Annotated in this window: 20 protein-coding genes, 1 pseudogene and 1 riboswitch; of the genes and pseudogenes, 7 read left to right on the top strand and 14 right to left on the bottom strand. The window is 43.4% G+C overall.

What is annotated here, in order from left to right:
• Positions 1-15: 15 nt before the first annotated feature.
• The 5 genes from B5X77_RS09385 to B5X77_RS09365 form a co-directional block, all read right to left on the bottom strand.
• Positions 16-1,209, bottom strand: coding sequence for a bifunctional 3,4-dihydroxy-2-butanone-4-phosphate synthase/GTP cyclohydrolase II (locus tag B5X77_RS09385; RefSeq protein ID WP_079507378.1), 1,194 nt, complete (start codon positions 1,207-1,209; stop codon positions 16-18).
• Between the two features lie 11 nt (positions 1,210-1,220).
• Positions 1,221-1,877 (bottom strand): riboflavin synthase, encoded by a 657-nt coding sequence (gene ribE, locus B5X77_RS09380; protein WP_079507376.1) that lies wholly within the window; start codon positions 1,875-1,877, stop codon positions 1,221-1,223.
• Positions 1,878-1,889: 12 nt separating this feature from the next.
• Positions 1,890-2,972 (bottom strand): bifunctional diaminohydroxyphosphoribosylaminopyrimidine deaminase/5-amino-6-(5-phosphoribosylamino)uracil reductase RibD, encoded by a 1,083-nt coding sequence (ribD, locus tag B5X77_RS09375; protein ID WP_079507674.1) that lies wholly within the window; start codon positions 2,970-2,972, stop codon positions 1,890-1,892.
• 131 nt (positions 2,973-3,103) lie between these two features.
• Positions 3,104-3,249: riboswitch (FMN riboswitch) on the bottom strand.
• A gap of 57 nt (positions 3,250-3,306) precedes the next feature.
• Positions 3,307-3,648: a metal-sensitive transcriptional regulator gene (locus B5X77_RS09370; protein WP_079507374.1), complete on the bottom strand. Its 342-nt coding sequence runs from the start codon at positions 3,646-3,648 to the stop codon at positions 3,307-3,309.
• Positions 3,649-3,767: 119 nt separating this feature from the next.
• On the bottom strand, positions 3,768-3,968 hold the full coding sequence (locus tag B5X77_RS09365) for a hypothetical protein (RefSeq protein ID WP_079507372.1): 201 nt from the start codon (positions 3,966-3,968) through the stop codon (positions 3,768-3,770).
• Positions 3,969-4,070: 102 nt separating this feature from the next.
• On the opposite strand from B5X77_RS09365, the gene dacB reads away from it, so the two are divergent.
• A complete protein-coding gene (dacB, locus tag B5X77_RS09360) occupies positions 4,071-5,570 on the top strand; it encodes a D-alanyl-D-alanine carboxypeptidase/D-alanyl-D-alanine endopeptidase (RefSeq protein ID WP_079507370.1) in 1,500 nt (499 codons plus the stop codon).
• An 839-nt stretch (positions 5,571-6,409) separates the two neighbouring features.
• Here the strand turns inward: dacB and B5X77_RS09355 are convergent.
• Together B5X77_RS09355 and B5X77_RS09350 are read right to left on the bottom strand one after the other, a co-directional pair.
• Positions 6,410-7,321 carry an NERD domain-containing protein gene (locus B5X77_RS09355; protein WP_079507368.1) on the bottom strand — a complete coding sequence of 304 codons (912 nt, stop codon included), beginning with the start codon at positions 7,319-7,321 and terminating at the stop codon, positions 6,410-6,412.
• Between the two features lie 146 nt (positions 7,322-7,467).
• Positions 7,468-8,055 (bottom strand): cell wall hydrolase, encoded by a 588-nt coding sequence (locus tag B5X77_RS09350; protein ID WP_079507672.1) that lies wholly within the window; start codon positions 8,053-8,055, stop codon positions 7,468-7,470.
• A gap of 525 nt (positions 8,056-8,580) precedes the next feature.
• On the opposite strand from B5X77_RS09350, the pseudogene katA reads away from it, so the two are divergent.
• A pseudogene (gene katA, locus B5X77_RS09345) lies at positions 8,581-10,045 on the top strand (catalase KatA).
• A 200-nt stretch (positions 10,046-10,245) separates the two neighbouring features.
• Here the strand turns inward: katA and B5X77_RS09340 are convergent.
• The 4 genes from B5X77_RS09340 to B5X77_RS09325 form a co-directional block, all read right to left on the bottom strand.
• Positions 10,246-10,881 carry an FMN-dependent NADH-azoreductase gene (locus B5X77_RS09340; RefSeq protein WP_079507366.1) on the bottom strand — a complete coding sequence of 212 codons (636 nt, stop codon included), beginning with the start codon at positions 10,879-10,881 and terminating at the stop codon, positions 10,246-10,248.
• 126 nt (positions 10,882-11,007) lie between these two features.
• Positions 11,008-11,607, bottom strand: a complete 600-nt coding sequence (locus B5X77_RS09335) for an NADPH-dependent FMN reductase (RefSeq protein WP_079507364.1) — start codon at positions 11,605-11,607, stop codon at positions 11,008-11,010.
• A gap of 19 nt (positions 11,608-11,626) precedes the next feature.
• Positions 11,627-12,496, bottom strand: coding sequence for a VOC family protein (locus B5X77_RS09330; protein WP_079507362.1), 870 nt, complete (start codon positions 12,494-12,496; stop codon positions 11,627-11,629).
• Positions 12,497-12,511: 15 nt separating this feature from the next.
• Complete coding sequence (locus B5X77_RS09325) at positions 12,512-12,919, bottom strand: DoxX family protein (RefSeq protein ID WP_079507360.1); 408 nt, start codon at positions 12,917-12,919, stop codon at positions 12,512-12,514.
• 335 nt (positions 12,920-13,254) lie between these two features.
• On the opposite strand from B5X77_RS09325, the gene B5X77_RS09320 reads away from it, so the two are divergent.
• Positions 13,255-13,467 (top strand): methionine aminopeptidase, encoded by a 213-nt coding sequence (locus B5X77_RS09320; RefSeq protein WP_079507358.1) that lies wholly within the window; start codon positions 13,255-13,257, stop codon positions 13,465-13,467.
• A gap of 32 nt (positions 13,468-13,499) precedes the next feature.
• Here B5X77_RS09320 and B5X77_RS09315 read toward each other — a convergent pair whose 3' ends face one another.
• Complete coding sequence (locus B5X77_RS09315) at positions 13,500-13,895, bottom strand: HIT family protein (RefSeq protein ID WP_079507356.1); 396 nt, start codon at positions 13,893-13,895, stop codon at positions 13,500-13,502.
• A gap of 109 nt (positions 13,896-14,004) precedes the next feature.
• Positions 14,005-14,457 (bottom strand): DinB family protein, encoded by a 453-nt coding sequence (locus B5X77_RS09310; RefSeq protein ID WP_079507354.1) that lies wholly within the window; start codon positions 14,455-14,457, stop codon positions 14,005-14,007.
• 249 nt (positions 14,458-14,706) lie between these two features.
• On the opposite strand from B5X77_RS09310, the gene B5X77_RS09305 reads away from it, so the two are divergent.
• Complete coding sequence (locus B5X77_RS09305; RefSeq protein WP_079507352.1) at positions 14,707-15,222, top strand: DoxX family protein; 516 nt, start codon at positions 14,707-14,709, stop codon at positions 15,220-15,222.
• A 45-nt stretch (positions 15,223-15,267) separates the two neighbouring features.
• Here the strand turns inward: B5X77_RS09305 and B5X77_RS09300 are convergent, their stop codons facing one another.
• Positions 15,268-15,603: a nucleoside triphosphate pyrophosphohydrolase gene (locus tag B5X77_RS09300; protein ID WP_139378327.1), complete on the bottom strand. Its 336-nt coding sequence runs from the start codon at positions 15,601-15,603 to the stop codon at positions 15,268-15,270.
• A gap of 178 nt (positions 15,604-15,781) precedes the next feature.
• Here B5X77_RS09300 and B5X77_RS09295 point away from each other — a divergent pair, with 178 nt between their 5' ends.
• The 3 genes from B5X77_RS09295 (at position 15,782) to B5X77_RS09285 (ending at position 19,231) form a co-directional block, all read left to right on the top strand.
• Complete coding sequence (locus B5X77_RS09295) at positions 15,782-16,666, top strand: LysR family transcriptional regulator (protein WP_079507348.1); 885 nt, start codon at positions 15,782-15,784, stop codon at positions 16,664-16,666.
• A gap of 197 nt (positions 16,667-16,863) precedes the next feature.
• Complete coding sequence (locus B5X77_RS09290; protein ID WP_079507346.1) at positions 16,864-17,589, top strand: beta-ketoacyl-ACP reductase; 726 nt, start codon at positions 16,864-16,866, stop codon at positions 17,587-17,589.
• Between the two features lie 46 nt (positions 17,590-17,635).
• The gene (locus tag B5X77_RS09285) at positions 17,636-19,231 is read left to right on the top strand and encodes an acyl CoA:acetate/3-ketoacid CoA transferase (RefSeq protein ID WP_079507344.1); all 1,596 of its coding nucleotides are present in this window, start codon (positions 17,636-17,638) and stop codon (positions 19,229-19,231) included.
• The last annotated feature ends 2 nt before the right edge of the window (positions 19,232-19,233 follow it).

Raw genomic sequence — 19,233 nt, 5'->3', positions numbered from 1 at the left:
TATCTTTTTTCCGATTTAAAATTTAAGTAAATGTCCTAATTTGCTGTGCTTGGTTTTTAAGTAATTTTCATTTTCTTCTTTAGTTGGCATCTGGATTGGCACGCGGTCTACTACCTCAAGATCGTATCCTTTCAGCCCTTTGATTTTCCTTGGATTGTTGGTCAGCAATCTCATTTGCTTGATGCCAAGGTCTTTTAAAATTTGAGCACCGATCCCATACTCACGCAAATCGGCACCAAATCCGAGCTTTTCATTGGCTTCGACCGTGTCATAGCCCTCTTCCTGAAGCTTATAGGCACGCAGCTTGTTCATGAGCCCGATGCCTCTTCCTTCCTGGCGCAAATAAAGAAGAACGCCGCGCCCTTCCTTATTGATCTGGCTTAAAGCAGCATGAAGCTGAGGCCCGCAATCACAACGGTAGGAACCGAATACATCACCTGTCAGGCATTCAGAATGGACTCTGACAAGAACCGGTTCATCAGGATTGATTTCTCCTTTAACGAGTGCGATATGCTCTTTGTCATCTACGAGATTCGTGTATCCAACGGCTTTGAACATCCCGAATTCAGTGGGAAGGTTGATTTCCACTTCCCTGTTAATGAGCTTGTCCTTCCGGTTCCGATATTGAATAAGGTCCTTGATTGTGATCATCTTAAGGTCGAACTGATCAGCAATCTTCCGGAGCTGAGGTACACGTGCCATTGTGCCGTCTTCATTCATGATTTCGCAAATGACTCCAGCAGGCTGGGCGCCGCACATTTTAGCCAGGTCCACCGCTGCTTCTGTATGGCCGGCCCTTCTTAATACTCCGCCTTTCTTGGCAACGAGCGGGAAGATGTGTCCGGGCCTTTTAAAATCAGCAGCCTTGGATTCCGGATCAAGCATGCTCAGAACGGTGGCCGAGCGCTCGAATGCAGAGATTCCGGTTGTGGAATACTTATGGTCGATACTAACCGTAAATGCAGTTCCATGGGGATCAGTGTTGCGTGAAACCATCGGCATGAGGTCGAGTCTTTGTGCCAGTTCTGTTTCGATTGGAACACAGATCAGCCCCCGGCCGTGTGTTGCCATGAAATTGATGACATCAGGCGTTGCCCTCTCAGCAAGCGCGATGAAATCCCCTTCATTCTCCCTGTCTTCATCATCACAAACTATGACGACATTTCCTTGCATAAGTTCATAAATCGCTTCTTCAATAGGATCAAACATCTTCATCACCCTCACATAAACCCGTTATCCTGCAGGAATTGGGCTGTAATATCGTTCCCTCGTTTTGGAGCTGAAGGGACCTGGTTACTCAAAAAATGTCCCACATATTTTCCGATCATGTCACATTCAATGTTAACGAGATCTCCTGTACCCTTGAAACCAAGTACCGTATCCGAAAGGGTAAGCGGAATCAGTGACAGGGTCAAACTGTCTTCCGATATTCCGAATACCGTCAGGCTTGTACCATCAATGGCGACAGAGCCCTTCATGATGACATATTTCAGCAATTCAGGTTCTACTTGAATTTCATAATATACCGCGTTTTCAATCTGCTTTTTTCCTTTAATGACACCGACTCCATCTACATGGCCAGCGACAAAGTGACCGCCAAAGCGTCCTCCCGCTGCCATTGCTCTTTCCAGGTTCACCTTCGAGCCTCTTTTAACGGTTTTCAAGCTCGATGCTCTAACCGTTTCCGGCATGACATCAACGGTAAACCGGTTTTCGGTGAAGGAAGTGACGGTCAGGCAAACTCCGTTTACAGCAATACTGTCTCCCAGATGGACATCAGACAGGACTTTTTTTGCGTCTATTGTCAGGACAAATGATTCACCGCTATGCTGAATATTGGCTACTGTCCCGATTTCTTCAATAATCCCAGTAAACATACAAACCTCCTTCTAAACCGGCTCAGCAATGATTCTGATATCCTGGCCAATTTGTTTTACATCCACGATCTCCAAAGGCACTGTATCCTCAAGCCGTGGAATTCCTTCGCCTCCATAAGCAGCCGGAGCATTTTTTCCGCCAATCAACTTTGGAGCGATGTAGGTTATTACGCGCTGGAAAGCTTCTTCCTTTAAAAAACTGCCATGTACCTCTGCCCCGCCTTCAACATATAGGGAGGTGATACCGCGTTTGCCTAATTTCTTTAGCATGTCTTTTATGCCGACTTTTACAGTGTCCAGCTTAATGATTTCGATGCCCCGCTCTAAAAACTGTCTTTCCCTTTCAGGCCCGGCGTCTATCCCTGTCACAATAATCGTCTCAGCAGCTTTGTCATTGAAAATCCCTGCTTCCAAAGGAGCTCTGAGTTTGGAATCCAGAATCACGCGGATGGGGTTTTTTCCGCCAGTTTCTAGTCTGGTCGTCAGGCTCGGGTTATCTTTGATAACGGTATTGACGCCGACCAGTATCGCATCATGTGTATGGCGGAATTGGTGGACATCCTTCCTCGCTCCTTCTCCGGTGATCCATTTACTCTCACCGGCCACTGTCGCTATTTTGCCATCAAGGCTGGTGGCTGATTTGAGGGTTACATACGGGAGCCCTGTGCTTATGTAATGAAAAAACACCTTATTTAGGGCAGTCGCTTCTTCCTCCAATAAGCCAACCTCAACCTCAATGCCTGCATCAAGCATTTTTTTAATTCCTGCCCCGCCGACAAGCGGGTTAGGATCCACCGAAGCAACAAAGACTTTCTTGATGCCGGACTCAATCACCAGATTGGAACATGGAGGCGTCTTCCCGAAATGACTGCATGGCTCAAGTGTGACGTAGAGCGTTGCGCCATTGGCTTTTTCCCCCGCCATGCCGATTGCATGAACCTCAGCATGCGGCTCACCCGCCTTCAGATGGGCGCCCATCCCAATGATCTGGCTATCTTTTACAAGGACAGCCCCAACCCGCGGATTAGGCGTTGTTTGGCCCTCGGTCACACTGGCAAGATTGATGGCAAGAGCCATATAGTCACGGTTGTCCACCATAATCCCTCCTTTTTAAAAAGTAAAAATAAAAAGACCCCGAAACAAAATTGCTTCGGGGTCCTAAAAAAGGCAATGTCAAACCAGAGGGTTAAAAAAGGGTATACTAATCCCGTTTTTTTAATCCTCGTTTTTTCCTTCTCCCATCCAGACTTTAACTGTCGGCCCTGGAGTTTCACCAGATCCACCGTTTAACAAATGTTAAGCGGGTCACGGACTTAGAAGCTCTTGCTTCATCACCGCCGGTTGGGAATTTCACCCGACCCCGAAGGAATTATATTATGTTAAAGTAATTATACCTAACATTATCTTAAAATAAAAACAAATTGTTCGACTATTTTTTCATCAACTTCTCAATGGTCGTAAGCAGCTCGTCAACCACTTCATGATCGCCTTCCTGAATCCGTTCAACAATGCATGATTTCATATGACCCTCAAGCAATAGCTTGGCGACGCTATTTAATGCAGCCTGTGTCGCAGAAATTTGTGTGATGACATCATCACAATACGTATCCCTTTCAATCAGGCCTTTGATGCCGCGAATTTGTCCTTCTATCCGATTCAATCTTGTCACAAGATTTTTTTTCGTTTTTTCAGAGTGATGGCTTTTTCTCTCTGATGAGCAGCAGCTGTCCGCACATTCAGATGGGTTGACTTTGGGCTCTAAAATGTCCATCTAATAACCCCCTTTTATCCGTTTCCTTATATTTTATCATACCCCCTTCACGTACTTATCATAAAAACTGTTTTCCAAATAAAAAAACACCCTATAACAAGGGTGCATGCCACTCGACTCTAAACTTGCCTATTTTCATTTCTGATCGGCACGTGCAGCAGCAGCTCCCTGGATATCCCTGCCGCAAACAGACAGCCCGCAAGAAGTGCCAATGTGCCATACAGCGGATCCGTAACCTTTGAAAAAATGAGTTGAACATAGAAGTAAAATCCTGCTCCGATGGCTACAATGAATAAAGTATTCCAAAAGTATCGGTACATTTTTTCTCCTCCTCAACCTTCTATTAAATTAAACATTATCATAGACTCTACTAGTTGTTTATTGGGAAAATTCCTGTCGAAAACAGAAGAGATATGAAGGGAATGAACGAAATCTTGAAACAAAAAATTACATTAATCATCCTGTTCATGTTTGTTAGCATTTTAGCCTTGAACGCACTTTTTTATACTGAAGAGCCTCCTGCAAAGGCTGTCTCCTCCCAAGTGGGAATGCAAGAAGAAATCAATGGCCTTTTAAAAACAGAACCGATTCTGAAGGGGGCTTTGGCTGGAATCAGCATCAGGTCAGCAGAGGATGGAAAGCTGCTGTATGAGCATAATGGCGGTATAAGAATGCAGCCTGCTTCCGTTCTGAAGCTTCTCACGGCTGCTGCGTCACTTTCAGTCTTAGGGGAGGATTACCGCTTTACAACTGAATTACTAACAGAAGGAAAAATAACCGGCGGAACTCTTTTAGGCGACCTTTATTTAAAAGGCAAAGGAAATCCGACACTGCTGCCGGCAGACTTTGCTGAAATGGCAAAAAAACTGAAGAACGAAGGAATCATGAAAATCGATGGCGATCTCATCACCGATGACAGCTGGTATGACGATGTACGATATTCAGAGGATCTAACCTGGAATGATGAACATCAATATTATGGGGCGCAAATATCGGCACTGACAGCTTCTCCAAATAAAGATTATGACGCCGGAACAGTGATAGTTAACGTTTCTCAAGGCAAAAAAGGGGCAGCCGCTGAGATTTCACTAGAACCTGACACTGATTTTGTCACGATTGTCAATGAAACTAAAACAGTAGATTCCAAAGGAAAACAGGATATCCGCTTCGAACGGGAACATGGCACCAATACAATCAAGGTAACAGGTACATTTCCTGCTGATTCACCTAAGACGAGAGAGTGGGTTGCCGTTTGGAACCCGACGCATTATGCCGGAAGCCTTTTTAAAAAGGCTCTGGAGGAACAGGGAATCCAAGTAGTTGGGAAAATAAAAAATGGTAAGGCTTCAAATGCCATGCCAGTATTAATTTTTCATAAATCACTTCCCCTTGCCGAGCTGATGATACCCTTCATGAAGCTCAGCAATAATGGCCACGCCGAAGTACTCATAAAAGAAATGGGGAAAGTTGTCCATGGCAGCGGCAGCTGGGATAAAGGTCTCGAGGTCGTGGCAGATGAGCTGGAGCGTTTCGGGATTGATACCAGCCAGATCGTTCTGCGTGATGGATCAGGCATTTCCCATGCAAACCTGATACCAGCAAATGAAATGACAAAGCTTCTATTTCAAGTCCAAAAGGAGAAATGGTTTCCGGTATTTTTGCAGTCACTTCCAGTCGCCGGGGAAAAGGACAGAATGGTTGGCGGGACGATGCGGAATCGATTAAAAGATGAATCGCAACGAATTGTAGTACAGGCCAAAACAGGCTCGCTTACAGGAGTAAGCACTCTGGCTGGATACGTAAAAACAGCCGGAGGCGAAACCGTCATTTTCACCATTCTGCTGAATAATCTGCTGGATGACAGAAATGGAAGGGAGGTCGAGGATCAGATTATTAGGATACTGGCAAAACAACCAAGGTAAAGGATTGAGCGGTGGCCTTATGTAGATGGGGTTGTATTTGTAAGGGGCTTTTAACCTCGTACAAGACGCAAAGACTCCTTTTAATCTGGAACGGGATCCTTATGTAGCTGGATTTGACTTCATAAGGGTCCTTTTAACCTCCAACGGCAACCTTATATGGCTCGCTTTGACTTCATAAGGGTCCTTTTAACCTCCAACGGCAACCTTATATGGCTCGCTTTGACTTCCTAAGACTCCTTTTAACCTACAACAGCACCCTTATCTGGCTCGGTTTGACTTCATAAGACTCCTTTTAACCTCCAACGGCACCCTTATCTGGCTCGGTTTGACTTCATAAGACTCCTTTTAACCTCCAACGGCACCCTTATCTGGCTCGCTTTGACTTCATAAGACTCCTTTTAACCTCCAACGGCACCCTTATCTGGCTCGCTTTGACTTCATAAGACTCCTTTTAACCTCCAACGGCACCCTTATATGGCTCGCTTTGGCTCTATAAGACTCCTTTTAACCTCCAACGGCACCCTTATCTGGCTCGGTTTGGCTTCATAAGACTCCTTTTAACCTCCAATGGCACCCTTATCTGGCTCGCTTCGACTTCATAAGACTCCTTTTAACCTCCAACGGCACCCTTATATGGCTCGCTTTGACTTCATAAGACTCCTTTTAACCTCCAACGGCACCCTTATGTAGCTGGATTTACCTTCATAAGGTCCCATTTAACCTCGAACAGGATCCTTATGCAGTTCGGTTAGACTAAATAAGGGTCCTTTAACCTTGAAATGGACCCTTATACAGATAAGTTATATTTTTTCTGCTTATTTCTTGCCTCGCACTTTACCCTACTCTTTGTTTATATAGTGTGCAGAACGGCCATAGCCGCTTAAGGTAAAGCTTTCTGAAAGAATGTTCCTCATGGCTTTCTTTGTTTTAATCGAATTGCACCATCCTTGGATCTTATTGACTGTTAATTCTTCTTCTGGAAAAAGTAATTGGAGATCCCTGATACTTCTTAATACTGCTTGATGAATATTTTCCCGTCTTCCGCAACTATTGCAAATTAATGTTTTTCTAGTAACTGTAGTATTCATGGTATGACAATGCGAACAAGTTATTCCCTTCTCAAGCCGGTCGTAACTATATTCAGGCAGCCTGTTATACGGTGATTCATGGATATGAAGGGAAACCAGCCGTTCTGCTAGGTTTGTGTGGGTATTCTTTATTGGAGCGAATTGTTTTTGAAGGTTTCTTAGAAGTCGTGGAATTTGGTTCGGAAAGATAATTGGTAAATTGCGTGGTGCTTGATAGAGGTAAAAGTTTGGGTTCACAAAGACTAGAGTCGATTCAATATTAATATTGTATCCAAGCTCTCGTACCATCCTTCGCAGAAGAGACTCTGCTCTTTCCATTTGTATTAGAGGATTCTTAATTTCTGCTCCTGTGTTGGTATACCACCTATCGCCTTCGATATAATAATCTCCTTCCATATTCTTCACTTCAAACATATGGATGATCTGGGAAAGGAATAAGGAGTCGATTTGAAATTTAGTATTTCCATGTTCAAGGAGCAGATCATTCAAAACCAGAAAGCCTTTTTCAACCTCCTCCATCCAGTGATCAAAAATCACCTCTCCTTCATAACCTTTTTCCAGGTATAGATAGTTACTGTGTTCTTTCGGAGACAAGTTCATTCGAGCATTCAGCATTCTCAGAATTTGCAGTTCCAAGGATTCAACACGCGATTTAACTATCAAAAAAGATTCCTCCTATCATTATGTATTGCAATTTAATATTATGTTTTATTTGAATATTTAACAAGCTTAATTCTTAATACCAGGGCATCAGCTTACTTAATTGAGAAAAAGCTGTGCAGATTGAGAATCTGCACAGCTTTTTCTTGTTACTTCGCAAATCTATGATTGCCAATTGTTACGGTTACTTCTCTTGAAAATACCCATTTGCTTACAGCCGTTTTTGGGTTAAAGAAGAATAATGAGCCATTCCCCTGTCCCCTGAATGCAAGGGCTTCTTTTACGGCTTTCTTGGAATCGGCGTCAGCCGGCTTGTTGATCGCACCATTTTTCACAGGTGTGAATGCATAATAACCGTTTGATTTTTGATAGATTACACCCTTAATTGTATTCGGAAATTCAGAGCTTGCTACTCTATTCAAGACAACAGTTGCTACTGCTACTTTCCCTGCATATGGCTCGCCTTTAGCCTCGGCGCGGACCAGTCTTGCAAGCAAGTCCTGATCTGCTGCAGATACCGTTGCAGCTGGAATCGTCAACTTTTGTCCTGGATATAGTAGATTGCTAGTTCTATTATTCGTTTGTTTCAACTTGGTGATTGGCACTCCATACTTACTGGCAACGCCCCATAAAGTATCTCCTGCTTTCACCTGATGCGTTGCAGCTTCTGCAGCCGCTCCCATTGAAAATAAAGATAGTGACACAACAGCTGTCAGCGCTGCCAAAGTTTTTTTCATCTTTCTCATTCTCCAAACCTCCCAGTAGAATTGCTCTATTTCTCTACTATTAAGGCTAGCAGTTGTAACATAGTGATTCATCGTCCAATAAGTGCCAATCGGGAGAAACTGCCTAAAGCTATTGACAACGCTTGTTTCTATGTAAACCTAGTAGTTTATTCCAATCGGCTCACTCTTCCTTAACTAACCAGCGCTGTAAGTTTACGGTTCAATTTTTACATAGTGTTACAGATATGTAACCGGGAACGTTTTATGGCGAAAATCAAAATATATCGACCACTTTTCAGATTATATCAGCGGATTTTCCATTATATCGACCACTTTTCTTGATATATCAACCATATCTTGAAATATATCGATCACCCAACTCATAACCAAGTTCCTCCAAAAAAATGCAGGGTATGCCATATAAACTCTATTAATATTAATTTCTTTTTTAAAATAATTATAATTTAGTATTGATTTCTAAATGAAAAGTGTTATCATTTAGTTATCAACAAATCTTAATAAAGGCAGGTTATCTAAATGAGCAATCAAAATAAGCATTTAACTACAAGCTGGGGAGCGCCCGTTGGCGACAACCAGAACTCTATGACGGCTGGACAAAGAGGTCCTGCTTTACTTCAGGACGTTCATCTTTTGGAGAAGTTAGCACACTTTAACCGCGAGCGTGTGCCGGAGCGTGTCGTGCATGCTAAAGGCGCGGGCGCACATGGCTATTTCGAAGTGACAACTGATGTAACACAATATACAAAAGCTGCTTTCCTGTCAGAGGTTGGGAAAAAGACACCTTTATTCATCCGTTTTTCAACGGTTGCCGGTGAACTGGGCTCTGCTGATACAGTAAGAGACCCGCGCGGTTTTGCAGTGAAGTTTTATACAGAGGAAGGAAACTATGACATCGTCGGGAACAATACACCTGTATTTTTTATCCGTGATGCCATCAAGTTCCCGGATTTCATCCATACACAAAAAAGGAACCCGCAGACTCATCTAAAGGATCCAAATGCAGTTTGGGACTTCTGGTCACTTTCCCCGGAAGCCTTGCACCAGGTAACGATCTTGATGTCCGACCGCGGTATACCGGCTACCTTCCGCCATATGCACGGTTTTGGCAGCCATACTTTTAAATGGACCAATGCTGAAGGCGAAGGGCGTCTGGATTAAATACCACTTTAAGACTGAGCAAGGAGTGAAGAACCTGACGGCCGATGTAGCAGCTAAAATTGCTGGAGAAAATCCTGATTTCCACACTGAAGATCTTTTTAATGCAATTGAAGCAGGTGATTTCCCTGCATGGAGGCTGTATGTCCAAATCATGCCACTGGAGGATGCGAATACGTACCGCTTCGACCCATTCGATGTTACGAAGGTTTGGTCACAAAAAGACTATCCATTAATCGAGGTCGGCCGGATGGTATTGGACCGCAATCCAGAAAACTACTTCGCGGAAGTCGAACAGGCAACATTCTCTCCTGGAACACTAGTGCCTGGTATCGATGTCTCTCCAGACAAAATGCTTCAAGGCCGTTTGTTTGCTTATGCTGACGCACACCGTTATCGTGTAGGCGCAAATCATCAGCACCTGCCAATCAACAGGCCGAAGTCCGAAGTGAACTCCTACCAGCGTGATGGCCAGATGCGTTTTGACGGCAACGGGGGCAAAGCTGTGAATTACGAGCCTAATAGTTTCGGAGGCCCAACGGAAGTCAAGGAACACAAACAGGCATCCTTCCCTGTTAGCGGCGTGGCCGAAAATGTTGGCTACGATCACCATGACCACTACACACAAGCTGGTGACCTTTACCGTCTGATGAGCGAGGAAGAAAGGGAGCGCCTTGTCTCTAATATTGTCGCTGCGATGATGCCGGTCGAACGCGATGACATCAAACTCCGCCAGATCGGCCACTTTTACAAAGCGGATCCTGAGTACGGATCTCGTATCGCGCAAGGGCTTGGACTGAGGGTGCCACAGGAAGTTAAAAGATAGAACAAAAAGGATGTCCTTGGCGGGCATCCTTTTCGGCTTTTTGTATTTAAAGGGATATGGATATCTACATGGGGACTTACTCAGGCTTTTGAAACATCAAATACCTATAATCGAAAAAGCTTGGCTTGTAAAATAAAAAAGCTGGCCAATCAGGCCAGCTTTCTTCCGTATAGATATGAATAACTCGTCTAATATCAAAATTAGAATGTGTGTGCCAGATCCTTTGCACGCGCAATTCCGTTTTCTTTGATTTCCTGTGCTTTCTCAGGGTTTGCATTGTGGCCTTCAAGAACAAGGGATTCAGTTGAAGGTACACCGAAGAAGTTCATCATTGTTTGAATGTAACGGTGTCCCATTTCCATGTCTGCCGCCGGTCCTTCAGAGTAATATCCGCCTCGCGCCTGGATATGAAGGGCTTTTTTATCGGTCATTAAACCAACAGGTCCTTCTTGGGTATATCTGAATGTTTTGCCTGCGACTGCTACTGAATCTAAGTAAGCCTTCATGACTGGCGGGAATGAGAAGTTCCATAGCGGTGTCACGAAAACGAATTTGTCTGCAGATGTGAACTGGTCGACCAATTCTGCAAGACGGCCGACTTTTGCCTGCTCTTCTGCAGTTAGGGCTGAAAATTCAATGCCCTTTTGCAGTTTTCCCCAGCCGCCCAATACATCGGCATCAATATGAGGAATATTTTCCTTAAATAGATCGAGATGAACGACTTCATCATTTTGGTTTTGTTCCTTGTAGGTTTCAAGGAAAGCTTTACCTGCTGCCAGACTGAAGGATTGTTCCTCAGTCAGCGGATGAGCGGTAATATATAAAACTTTGGCCATGATGTAATTCCACCTATCCTATATATATTTGATAAGCTATTTCAAAAAAATATCTCGAAGTTAAAATAGCTCACTTCGAGATATTACCGCGTATAAAAATACTGGTCAATTTATATGCTCATTTGGCTATCTTAAAGTCTTTAATGCCCCGCTCCAGGCCACTACTTCGTCAAGCATGGCATTGACATTATCAAGATGGAGAGGCTGCGGTTTAAATTCTGAGCCGTTTTCAAAGTCGGTAAACAGTGATAAGGTTGGATGTGTACGGACGTCAGCAATTTTTAATTCTCCGCAAATCCCTCTTAAATGTTCAGCTGCTCTAGCACCGCCTGTTGATCCATAGCTGACAATTCCTGCTGCCTTGTTATTCCATGCTTCACGAGCAAAATCAAGTGCATTTTTTAAAGCTCCAGTAATGCTGTGATTGTATTCCTGAACGATGAACACGAATCCATCGAGGCTTGAAAGCTTTTCATTCCATGCAGCGATTCCCGGTTCAGTACCGTCTGTTGTTCCTAAGAAGGGCAAATTGAAGTCCGCGATATCCACGATTTCATAATTCGCGTCCCCTCGTTTGTCCGCCAGTTCCTTAACCCACTCTCCAACTTGCGGGCTCACACGTCCCTGCCTTGTGCTTCCTAGAATTATCCCGATATTCATTTTTTCTGCAGCCATGATTTTATCCTCCTTCGTTTTACTTCCAAATAGTTTATTTAATAGTCCCATAATTTCCACCGCCTGCGATTCACTTGTTTTTGTTTAAAGCTGTTTCAAATCTAATCTTGTTTCCGGAAGGATCCACCGTAACCCATACACCATTGTCTTCTGTAACTGAAGCACCAATTTCCTTTAGTCGGGCAATCGTTGCATATACTGACTCATCATTAGGGAGTACCAGACTAAATGATTCAAGTCCCACACTATTATCAGCGGGCTTAGGCGCTCCAACCCCATTCCACGTATTCAGTCCGATATGATGATGATATTTACCTGATGAAATGAAGAGAGCCTGTGAACCATAACGGGTAACTACCTCAAAGCCCAGCCCTTTAGTGTAAAACTCTTCGGTTTTAACTAATTCAGAAACATGCAGATGGATATGTCCCATTAACGTGCCTTCAGGCAATCCATTCCATATCGTTTCTTCTACCTCTGAAAGCAGACTTTCTGCATCCAATGGCTCAGTGGTCATCACAACTTCATTTTCATTCCATTCCCACATGGCTGCTGGGCGATCCGAGTAGATTTCAATACCATTTCCATCTGGGTCTGCCAGATACAGTGCCTCACTCACAAGGTGGTCTGATGCTCCCTGCAGCGGATATTTTATCTGCACAAAATGCTTCAGTATATTGGCTAAATCAGCACGACGAGGCAATAATAGTGCGAAATGGTATAGTCCTGAAGTTCTTCTCTGTTTTGGCTGAACATTATCTGGCTGTTCAATTGCCAGCAGGACAGTCTTTCCATCTGCTGTTAATTTCGCTGACCTTTCCGTTTTTTCTAAGATTTGAAACCCGATTACCTCTTGATAAAAAGCAACTGATCTCTCTAGATCCTGCACTTTTAAATTTACCTGGCCTACAAAAGATACCGGTGGTTGATGAAAATTCAATTACTATTCCTCCCTTTAGGCATTTTTTGACGGGAAAATTACATTATCAATAGCGAACAGTGATTTATTTGATATTGCCAAATAAATTGAAATTGCCATCAATGCCAGGTCAAGTTCATATCCAGCCATCTGGCCATTTCCAAGGAACCCTCCAGCAAGCTTAACCTTTATAACTGCTACTGCTAAAACTGCGGCAAATAAAATCGAAACAATTCTTGTTCCTAATCCAAGTATCATCGCGATGCCGCCGACTAATTCTATTAAAGCTACAATGTACGCCGAGAAACCTGGCAGGCCTAGGCTTTCAAAGAAACCAGCAGTGTTTCCGATGCCTCCCTGGAACTTTGATGCTCCATGGATTAAAAAAGTAGCTCCTAAAACAATCCTTAAAATCGTTGCTCCTGCTTCATTCGTCTTTAACATTAGTCAAATTCCCCTTTGTCATTCTTTTTAACGAAAATTGCACTGCAGTTACATAATCGTTAGTAAGTTACTTTATGTAAGTAATTATATTTTAGTTAATAATTTACGTCAAGTAAACTTTCTTGGAACAGAGAAAAAAGGAGCTAATTGCTTCGTCATCATTTGCTTTCTGGCCTTTCAATACCTCAATGATTAGGGCCGGCCTGCCCACAGTATGGTCATCTTTTCAGACAAGTCTTGTGCTTCTATCAGAGGCAAAAACCAAAAATCTCCATATACTATACATAAAAATAAGTAAATTTCTCCAAACTATGCATAGAACGGGAGGTGTTAGAATGGGGTTATTCAATGCGCTTAATCAATGGAGAAGTGCCAGATACGAAAGTCACCTGGCGAACATGAAGGATCAAAATAAATGCCCTGATTGCCATGGCAGGGGTTATTATGCTTTTTCCGCGAATGAGTTTGTCTATTACGCAGCACCTTATGAATGTCCTGGCTGTAATGGAAGCGGTTTATATACAGATTGGAACGAAGGTACCACCTAAAAATGGCCCTGCATGTGCAGAGGCCATTTTTATTAATTTCTTTTATTACTCTCCTGTTTGATCCAATACCTGATTCCCCTGCCGGCAAAAGGCTCATCTTTAAACCGCGGAATGATATGCAAATGCGCATGGAAAATGGACTGGCCGCCTGCTCTGCCAGTATTCCATCCTACACTGTAGCCATCTGGTGAATACTGCCTGTCAAGCAGCTCCTTAGCCGCCTTCAGCAGTTGCCCCGAATCCTTCCACTCCTGTTCTGACAGCTCAAATACATCCCGTTTATGCTGTTTTGGGATGATCAGTCCGCTTCCCTGCAGGATTCGTTGTTCTGATCCCTTTTGGATGAAATAACAAGTTTCATTCTCTAATACAATTTGCTGCTCAGCATCAGAGTGCAAGTTGCAATATGGACAAGTCTCCTGATTCAAAATCTGCTGCCTCCATTTTCGAAAATTTCCAGTACGGCCCGAATCCATTCTCATAACCCTGCAAATTGCCAAAAGCAGCGCCCATCTTGAACGCTGCAATTTCAGTATTCTATTTCAATAACTTTTTCATGGCATGGATTTGACCAAGGTGATAGGATTCATGAAATAAAGCCATATTGGCAATCTCTCCAAACGTCTCCAACCCAAGAAAAGGCTGTTTAAGCCTTTGATCCAGCATTGATGCCGGCACCTCCTTGATTCTTCCGAGCTGCGCTTTCAATTGGTTAGCCAATTCCTCCACAGATGGAACATCGCCTTCCCAGTCTGATGGGCTTGTGCCATTTCCAAACAGCTCTATGTAATTTGAAGGAAGATGGTTTGATTTTTTAGGAAAGCCAAGCATGAACTGTTCTGCCACTGTTAGCACATGCCCAATGTGCCATTGGATATTGTTATTGAAGCCTTCAGGCTTAAAACTTGCCTGCTCAGAAGCTAATCCCTCAATATGCTTTAAGAAATTACCTCTGGTTAATTCAAATTGCTTGAATAATAGCTCACTCATTTTATCTTCCCCTCTCCTGCCTGTATTCACTTTATGTTTATTCTATATATTTCCAATATATGAGACAAGAAAAAAATTAGAAATAAATACCCTTTAGGGTGTTGGTGCCATTAAAGGAAAATTGCTGTCAAAATTTGTTCATAACATTATGGCTGATGTGTGTCTTCACACTTTCTTCACAGATTTCCATTTATTGCTTTGATATCTTATAAGTGTAATCATTATATATTTTGAAGGGAAGCGATTTAGATGTTCGCTAATTGGTTAAGGGAAAACAATATTGCTGCTGGCCTGTTGACTGCAATTCGTGTATGGCTCGGATACAACTGGATGACTGCTGGATGGGGAAAATTGACTGGTGAGGGTTTTGATGCAACTGGTTATCTAAAAAATGCTGCAGCTAATCCGGTAAAAGGACCAGATGGTAACATGGTATATGGATGGTATGTAAACTTCCTTGAAAGCTTTGCGATTCCAAATGTGGATCTGTTCAACTTCATCGTTCCGCTTGGCGAATTCCTTATCGGTCTAGGTTTGATCCTTGGATGTTTGACTACTGCCGCCATGTTCTTCGGTCTCGTGATGAATTTCAGCTTCTTCCTTGCCGGTACTGTATCCCACAACCCAACTGACATCTTCTTCGGATTTATTATCCTGTTTGCAGGTTTCAACGCTGGCAAATATGGTTTAGACCGCTGGGTCGTTCCTTTCATCCGCAAGACTGTGTTCAAAAAGACACCAGAAGCAGCACATAAAGCGGTTTAACGATATAAAGATAGCCCTCTGCCAAGTCAGCAGAGGGCTTAATTTTTATTTTTGAGATTCTCCAATCGACTTAAGGAGGATTTTTTTCCGGAAGCCTCCGCTGCGGTTCTTTTTCAGCTGGCGCATGAACTCTACTTCCGATTCGGTAATTCCTCTGTGCTCGGCAATAGCATAGACCACTTCGAGCAAATCAACTATTTCACTCAGCAGCCTGTCCGTTCCTGCACTGCGGAACTTTTCAACTTCCTCATTGAATTTCTCCATGAGTTTCTCGCTATATTCACTGCCTTCTAAAACTTCAAATTCAACTTTCTTCCCTTTATCCTTCATCAGATCCGGAAAATAGTCCCTTACGAGTTTGTTATATTCTATCTTTTCCATGGCGATTTCCCCTTTAGCTGTCATATTCATAAACATAACCTTAAATCCACATGTTCAAACGCGTTTCGTGAAATCCAGCCACCAACCTTCTCCCTCTTTAAAGGTTTACCTCTATAGATATTTATCTGAGGACTGCTTATGTTACAATAACGATACCATGGAGTGATACGGAGGAATAATGATGGATACACGGCAGTTAGCGTATTTTGTCCAGGTTGCAAAGGATAACAGCTTTACAGTAGCAGCGAGGAAACTCCATCTCTCTCAACCCGCTTTGAGCAAAATGATCAAAAAACTGGAAGAAGAACTCGGTGTCCAGCTTTTTGACCGATCTGAGCATAAAATGGCTTTGACTGATGCAGGAGAAAAGCTCTTCGAAGAGGGACAAAAACTGCTCCTTGAGATGGACTCGATCACGGAAGCGATTCAGGATACAAAAAATTTAAGGACCGGCAATGTGAGCGTTGGAATACCTCCTGTAATTGGAACCAGTTATTTCCCTCCGCTGATTGCCAATTTCAGGCAAGAATACCCGGGAATTAACCTTTCTATAATTGAAAATGGGGCAGTAACTGTGTACGAAATGGTGGAGAAGGGTTATGTCGACCTGGGCCTCGTCATTTTACCAGAGCTTTCTGACCGTATTGAATACATCCCCGTGACAGAAGATGAAGTTGTTTTAATCGTCCATAACGATCATCCTCTGGCTAAAAAGGAAAAAGTTGTATTCGAGGATTTGAAGGATGAAACCTTCGCTCTCCTCAATGAGACCTTTCTTCTTCACCATCATGTTATCAAAGCCTGCCGAGAAGCCGGCTTCGAACCCAATGTTTATTTTAAGAGCTCACAATGGGATTTTCTTACCGAACTGGTCTGTCTTAACCAGGGGGTTTCCATTTTGCCGCGGCCAATTCTGGCGAGATTCAACAGCAAAAATATTCGGCAAATCCCGATTGAACATCCAGAAATGAAATGGCGGATTGCAATCATTTTGAAAAAAAATCGATACATCTCTTTTGCAGCGAAGAAATTCATTGAGTATGTTAAGGAAAATATTAAGTAATGATTAGCTTCAAACTATTCCATATCATTAAACATTCATACAGGCAGGAGTGAAAGGTTATCACCAACCTACACTCCTGCTTTTTTATTCCATAACCAGAAGTTATAGCAATCATGATTTATATGTATTTTATTTTATTTCTGATACCGCTTACATTAATGGTGTACTTATTTTAAATCCTGTAGGGGGCTTACATTATGAATAGAATGGAAGGTAAAGTGGCTATTGTGACAGGGGGAGCACGTGGCATCGGACGCCAGATAGTGGAAACGCTTGCGCGAGAAGGCGCCAAACTAATCTATTCTCTCGATATGGGGAACGGAGAGTATGAATTTTCAAATGTACGCCATATTCAATTGAATGTGACGAATCGTGACCAGGTTGCGAAATTTGTCGAAGAAGTAAAAAATGAAGTGGGCCAAATCGATGTGCTTGTAAATAATGCCGGCATCACCCGTGATGCTTTAATTCAAAAAATGACTGAGGATATGTGGGATGCAGTAATAGATGTGAATCTAAAGGGAGTGTTCAACCTGACTCAGGCAGTCGCTCCAATCATGATGGAAAATGGAAAAGGCTCCATCGTCAGCATTTCTTCTGTTGTAGGAGTTTATGGAAACGTTGGACAGACGAACTATGCCGCAACAAAAGCCGGTGTAATCGGCATGACTTATACATGGGCGAAGGAATTCACACGCAAAGGTGCGGCAGTCCGCTCAAATGCAATCGCCCCAGGGTATGTGGAAACTGAAATGATGGCAACGGTTCCTGATAAAGTCCTCCAGCCAATCAGAGAGAAAACTCCGCTTGGACGTCTTGGCAAGCCGCAGGAAATTGCCAATGCAGTATTGTTCCTTGCAAGCGATGAGTCAAGTTATGTTAATGGGCACGTCCTTGAAGTGACTGGCGGATTAAGACTTTAGTCGGGATTTTGGACAGGACTAGAAATACGACAATGAGGTGTTGAAAATGTCTTCTATAAAAATCATTTCCTCACAGGAAGCAGCGAATCTGTTCACCGATAACGCAGTTGTTGGCCTCGGCGGTTTTATCGGCGTAGGCGTTGCCGAAGAGATTTATATTGAAGTAGAAAAAAGGTTCCTTGAAAACCACTCCCCTAAAAACCTTACCCTGGTTTATGCTGCCGGGAATGGTGATGGGATAGACCGCGGCATGAATCATTATGCTCACGAAGGACTTGTGAAAAGAATCATTGGCGGACATATGGGGCTTGCACCGAAGTTCCAGCCGCTTGTTGTAAATAATAAAATTGAAGCCTATAACCTGCCACAGGGTGTCATTTCACAAATGTTCCGGGACGGCGCCGCCGGCAAGCCGCGCACGATTACGCATGTTGGACTTGGAACATTTGTCGACCCTGATGTTGATGGCGGCAAACTCAATGATGCAACAAAAGATGAGATTGTTGAAAAAGTAAGCTTTGATGGTAAACCTTATCTTGCCTATAAAACACAAAAGCTTGATTTCGCTTTGCTGAAGGGTTCGGTTTCTGACGAAAATGGCAATATCAGCTTCGAAAAGGAACCGCTTACTTTGGAGATCCTCTCCATTGCCATGAATGCGCGCAACAGCGGCGGCAAAGTAATTGTCCAGGTTGAAAAAATCGTCAAAAATGGTTCAATCGACCCTAAGCTTGTGGCTATTCCGGGAATACTGGTCGACTATGTGGTGGTTGTTGAGAATCCGGCAAACCATATGCAAACATTCGGTACGCAGCACAACGAAGACTTTTACAGAAGCGATGTCGTCCACAAGCAATCAGCTGCAAAATATCCTCTTAACGAACGCAAGGTGATCGCGCGGCGTGCAGCCATGCTTTTAAACAAAGATATAAAAGTATTAAATTACGGTATCGGTGTGCCTGAAATCATCGCACATGTACTTCAGGAAGAAGGAATGAATGACCTGTTCACTCCAACGCTGGAACCGGGTGCCATTGGCGGCACTGCAGCTGGCGGACTCGACTTTGGCTGCTCGATTGGACCAGAGGCAATCATTGACCAGCCTTACATGTTTGACTATTATGATGGCGGCGGAATTGATGCTGCATTCCTTGGCCTGGCTCAATGTGATACAAAAGGGAATATTAATGTTTCAAAGTTCGGACCTAAAATTGCCGGTTGCGGCGGATTCATCAATATTACCCAAAACGCAAGGCAAATCGCATTTTGCGGAACGTTCACTGCCGGAGGCCTGAAGGTGGAGACAGGCAGTGGGAAACTGCAAATTCTCCAGGAGGGCAAGGCAAAGAAATTTATTGAAGAAGTCGAGCAAATTACTTTCAGCGGTGATGTGGCACGGGAAAATAGCAAAAAGGTCATCTATATCACCGAGCGTGCCGTCTTTGAACTTTTGCCTGAGGGATTAACACTTACAGAAATCGCGCCGGGCATCAACTTAGAAAGAGATATCCTTTCCCTGATGGATTTCAGGCCATTGATCGCCAAAGACCTGAAATTGATGGACAGCAGGATATTCATGGATCAGCCGATGGGTTTAAAAGATAAAAAGACTGCTGGCTTTCGTAATATTGCGGCAATCTGATC

Origin of the sequence: Mesobacillus jeotgali (genome assembly GCF_900166585.1) — a bacterium.
Lineage (GTDB): Bacteria > Bacillota > Bacilli > Bacillales > Cytobacillaceae > Mesobacillus > Mesobacillus jeotgali_A.
This window is presented reverse-complemented; position numbering and strand designations above follow the sequence as displayed.

What these genes read in the sequence shown, in the direction of transcription:
- B5X77_RS09295 (WP_079507348.1), top strand. Translation starts at nt 15,782, where the DNA reads ATGATGGATACACGGCAGTTAGCGTATTTTGTCCAGGTTGCAAAGGAT.
- B5X77_RS09290 (WP_079507346.1), top strand. Translation starts at nt 16,864, where the DNA reads ATGAATAGAATGGAAGGTAAAGTGGCTATTGTGACAGGGGGAGCACGT.
- B5X77_RS09310 (WP_079507354.1), bottom strand. Translation starts at nt 14,457, where the DNA reads ATGAGTGAGCTATTATTCAAGCAATTTGAATTAACCAGAGGTAATTTC.
- B5X77_RS09325 (WP_079507360.1), bottom strand. Translation starts at nt 12,919, where the DNA reads ATGTTAAAGACGAATGAAGCAGGAGCAACGATTTTAAGGATTGTTTTA.
- B5X77_RS09285 (WP_079507344.1), top strand. Translation starts at nt 17,636, where the DNA reads ATGTCTTCTATAAAAATCATTTCCTCACAGGAAGCAGCGAATCTGTTC.
- ribE (WP_079507376.1), bottom strand. Translation starts at nt 1,877, where the DNA reads ATGTTTACTGGGATTATTGAAGAAATCGGGACAGTAGCCAATATTCAG.
- B5X77_RS09340 (WP_079507366.1), bottom strand. Translation starts at nt 10,881, where the DNA reads ATGGCCAAAGTTTTATATATTACCGCTCATCCGCTGACTGAGGAACAA.
- dacB (WP_079507370.1), top strand. Translation starts at nt 4,071, where the DNA reads ATGAACGAAATCTTGAAACAAAAAATTACATTAATCATCCTGTTCATG.
- B5X77_RS09335 (WP_079507364.1), bottom strand. Translation starts at nt 11,607, where the DNA reads ATGGGACTATTAAATAAACTATTTGGAAGTAAAACGAAGGAGGATAAA.
- B5X77_RS09370 (WP_079507374.1), bottom strand. Translation starts at nt 3,648, where the DNA reads ATGGACATTTTAGAGCCCAAAGTCAACCCATCTGAATGTGCGGACAGC.
- B5X77_RS09320 (WP_079507358.1), top strand. Translation starts at nt 13,255, where the DNA reads ATGGGGTTATTCAATGCGCTTAATCAATGGAGAAGTGCCAGATACGAA.
- B5X77_RS09365 (WP_079507372.1), bottom strand. Translation starts at nt 3,968, where the DNA reads ATGTACCGATACTTTTGGAATACTTTATTCATTGTAGCCATCGGAGCA.
- B5X77_RS09385 (WP_079507378.1), bottom strand. Translation starts at nt 1,209, where the DNA reads ATGTTTGATCCTATTGAAGAAGCGATTTATGAACTTATGCAAGGAAAT.
- B5X77_RS09300 (WP_139378327.1), bottom strand. Translation starts at nt 15,603, where the DNA reads ATGGAAAAGATAGAATATAACAAACTCGTAAGGGACTATTTTCCGGAT.
- B5X77_RS09350 (WP_079507672.1), bottom strand. Translation starts at nt 8,055, where the DNA reads ATGAAAAAAACTTTGGCAGCGCTGACAGCTGTTGTGTCACTATCTTTA.
- B5X77_RS09305 (WP_079507352.1), top strand. Translation starts at nt 14,707, where the DNA reads ATGTTCGCTAATTGGTTAAGGGAAAACAATATTGCTGCTGGCCTGTTG.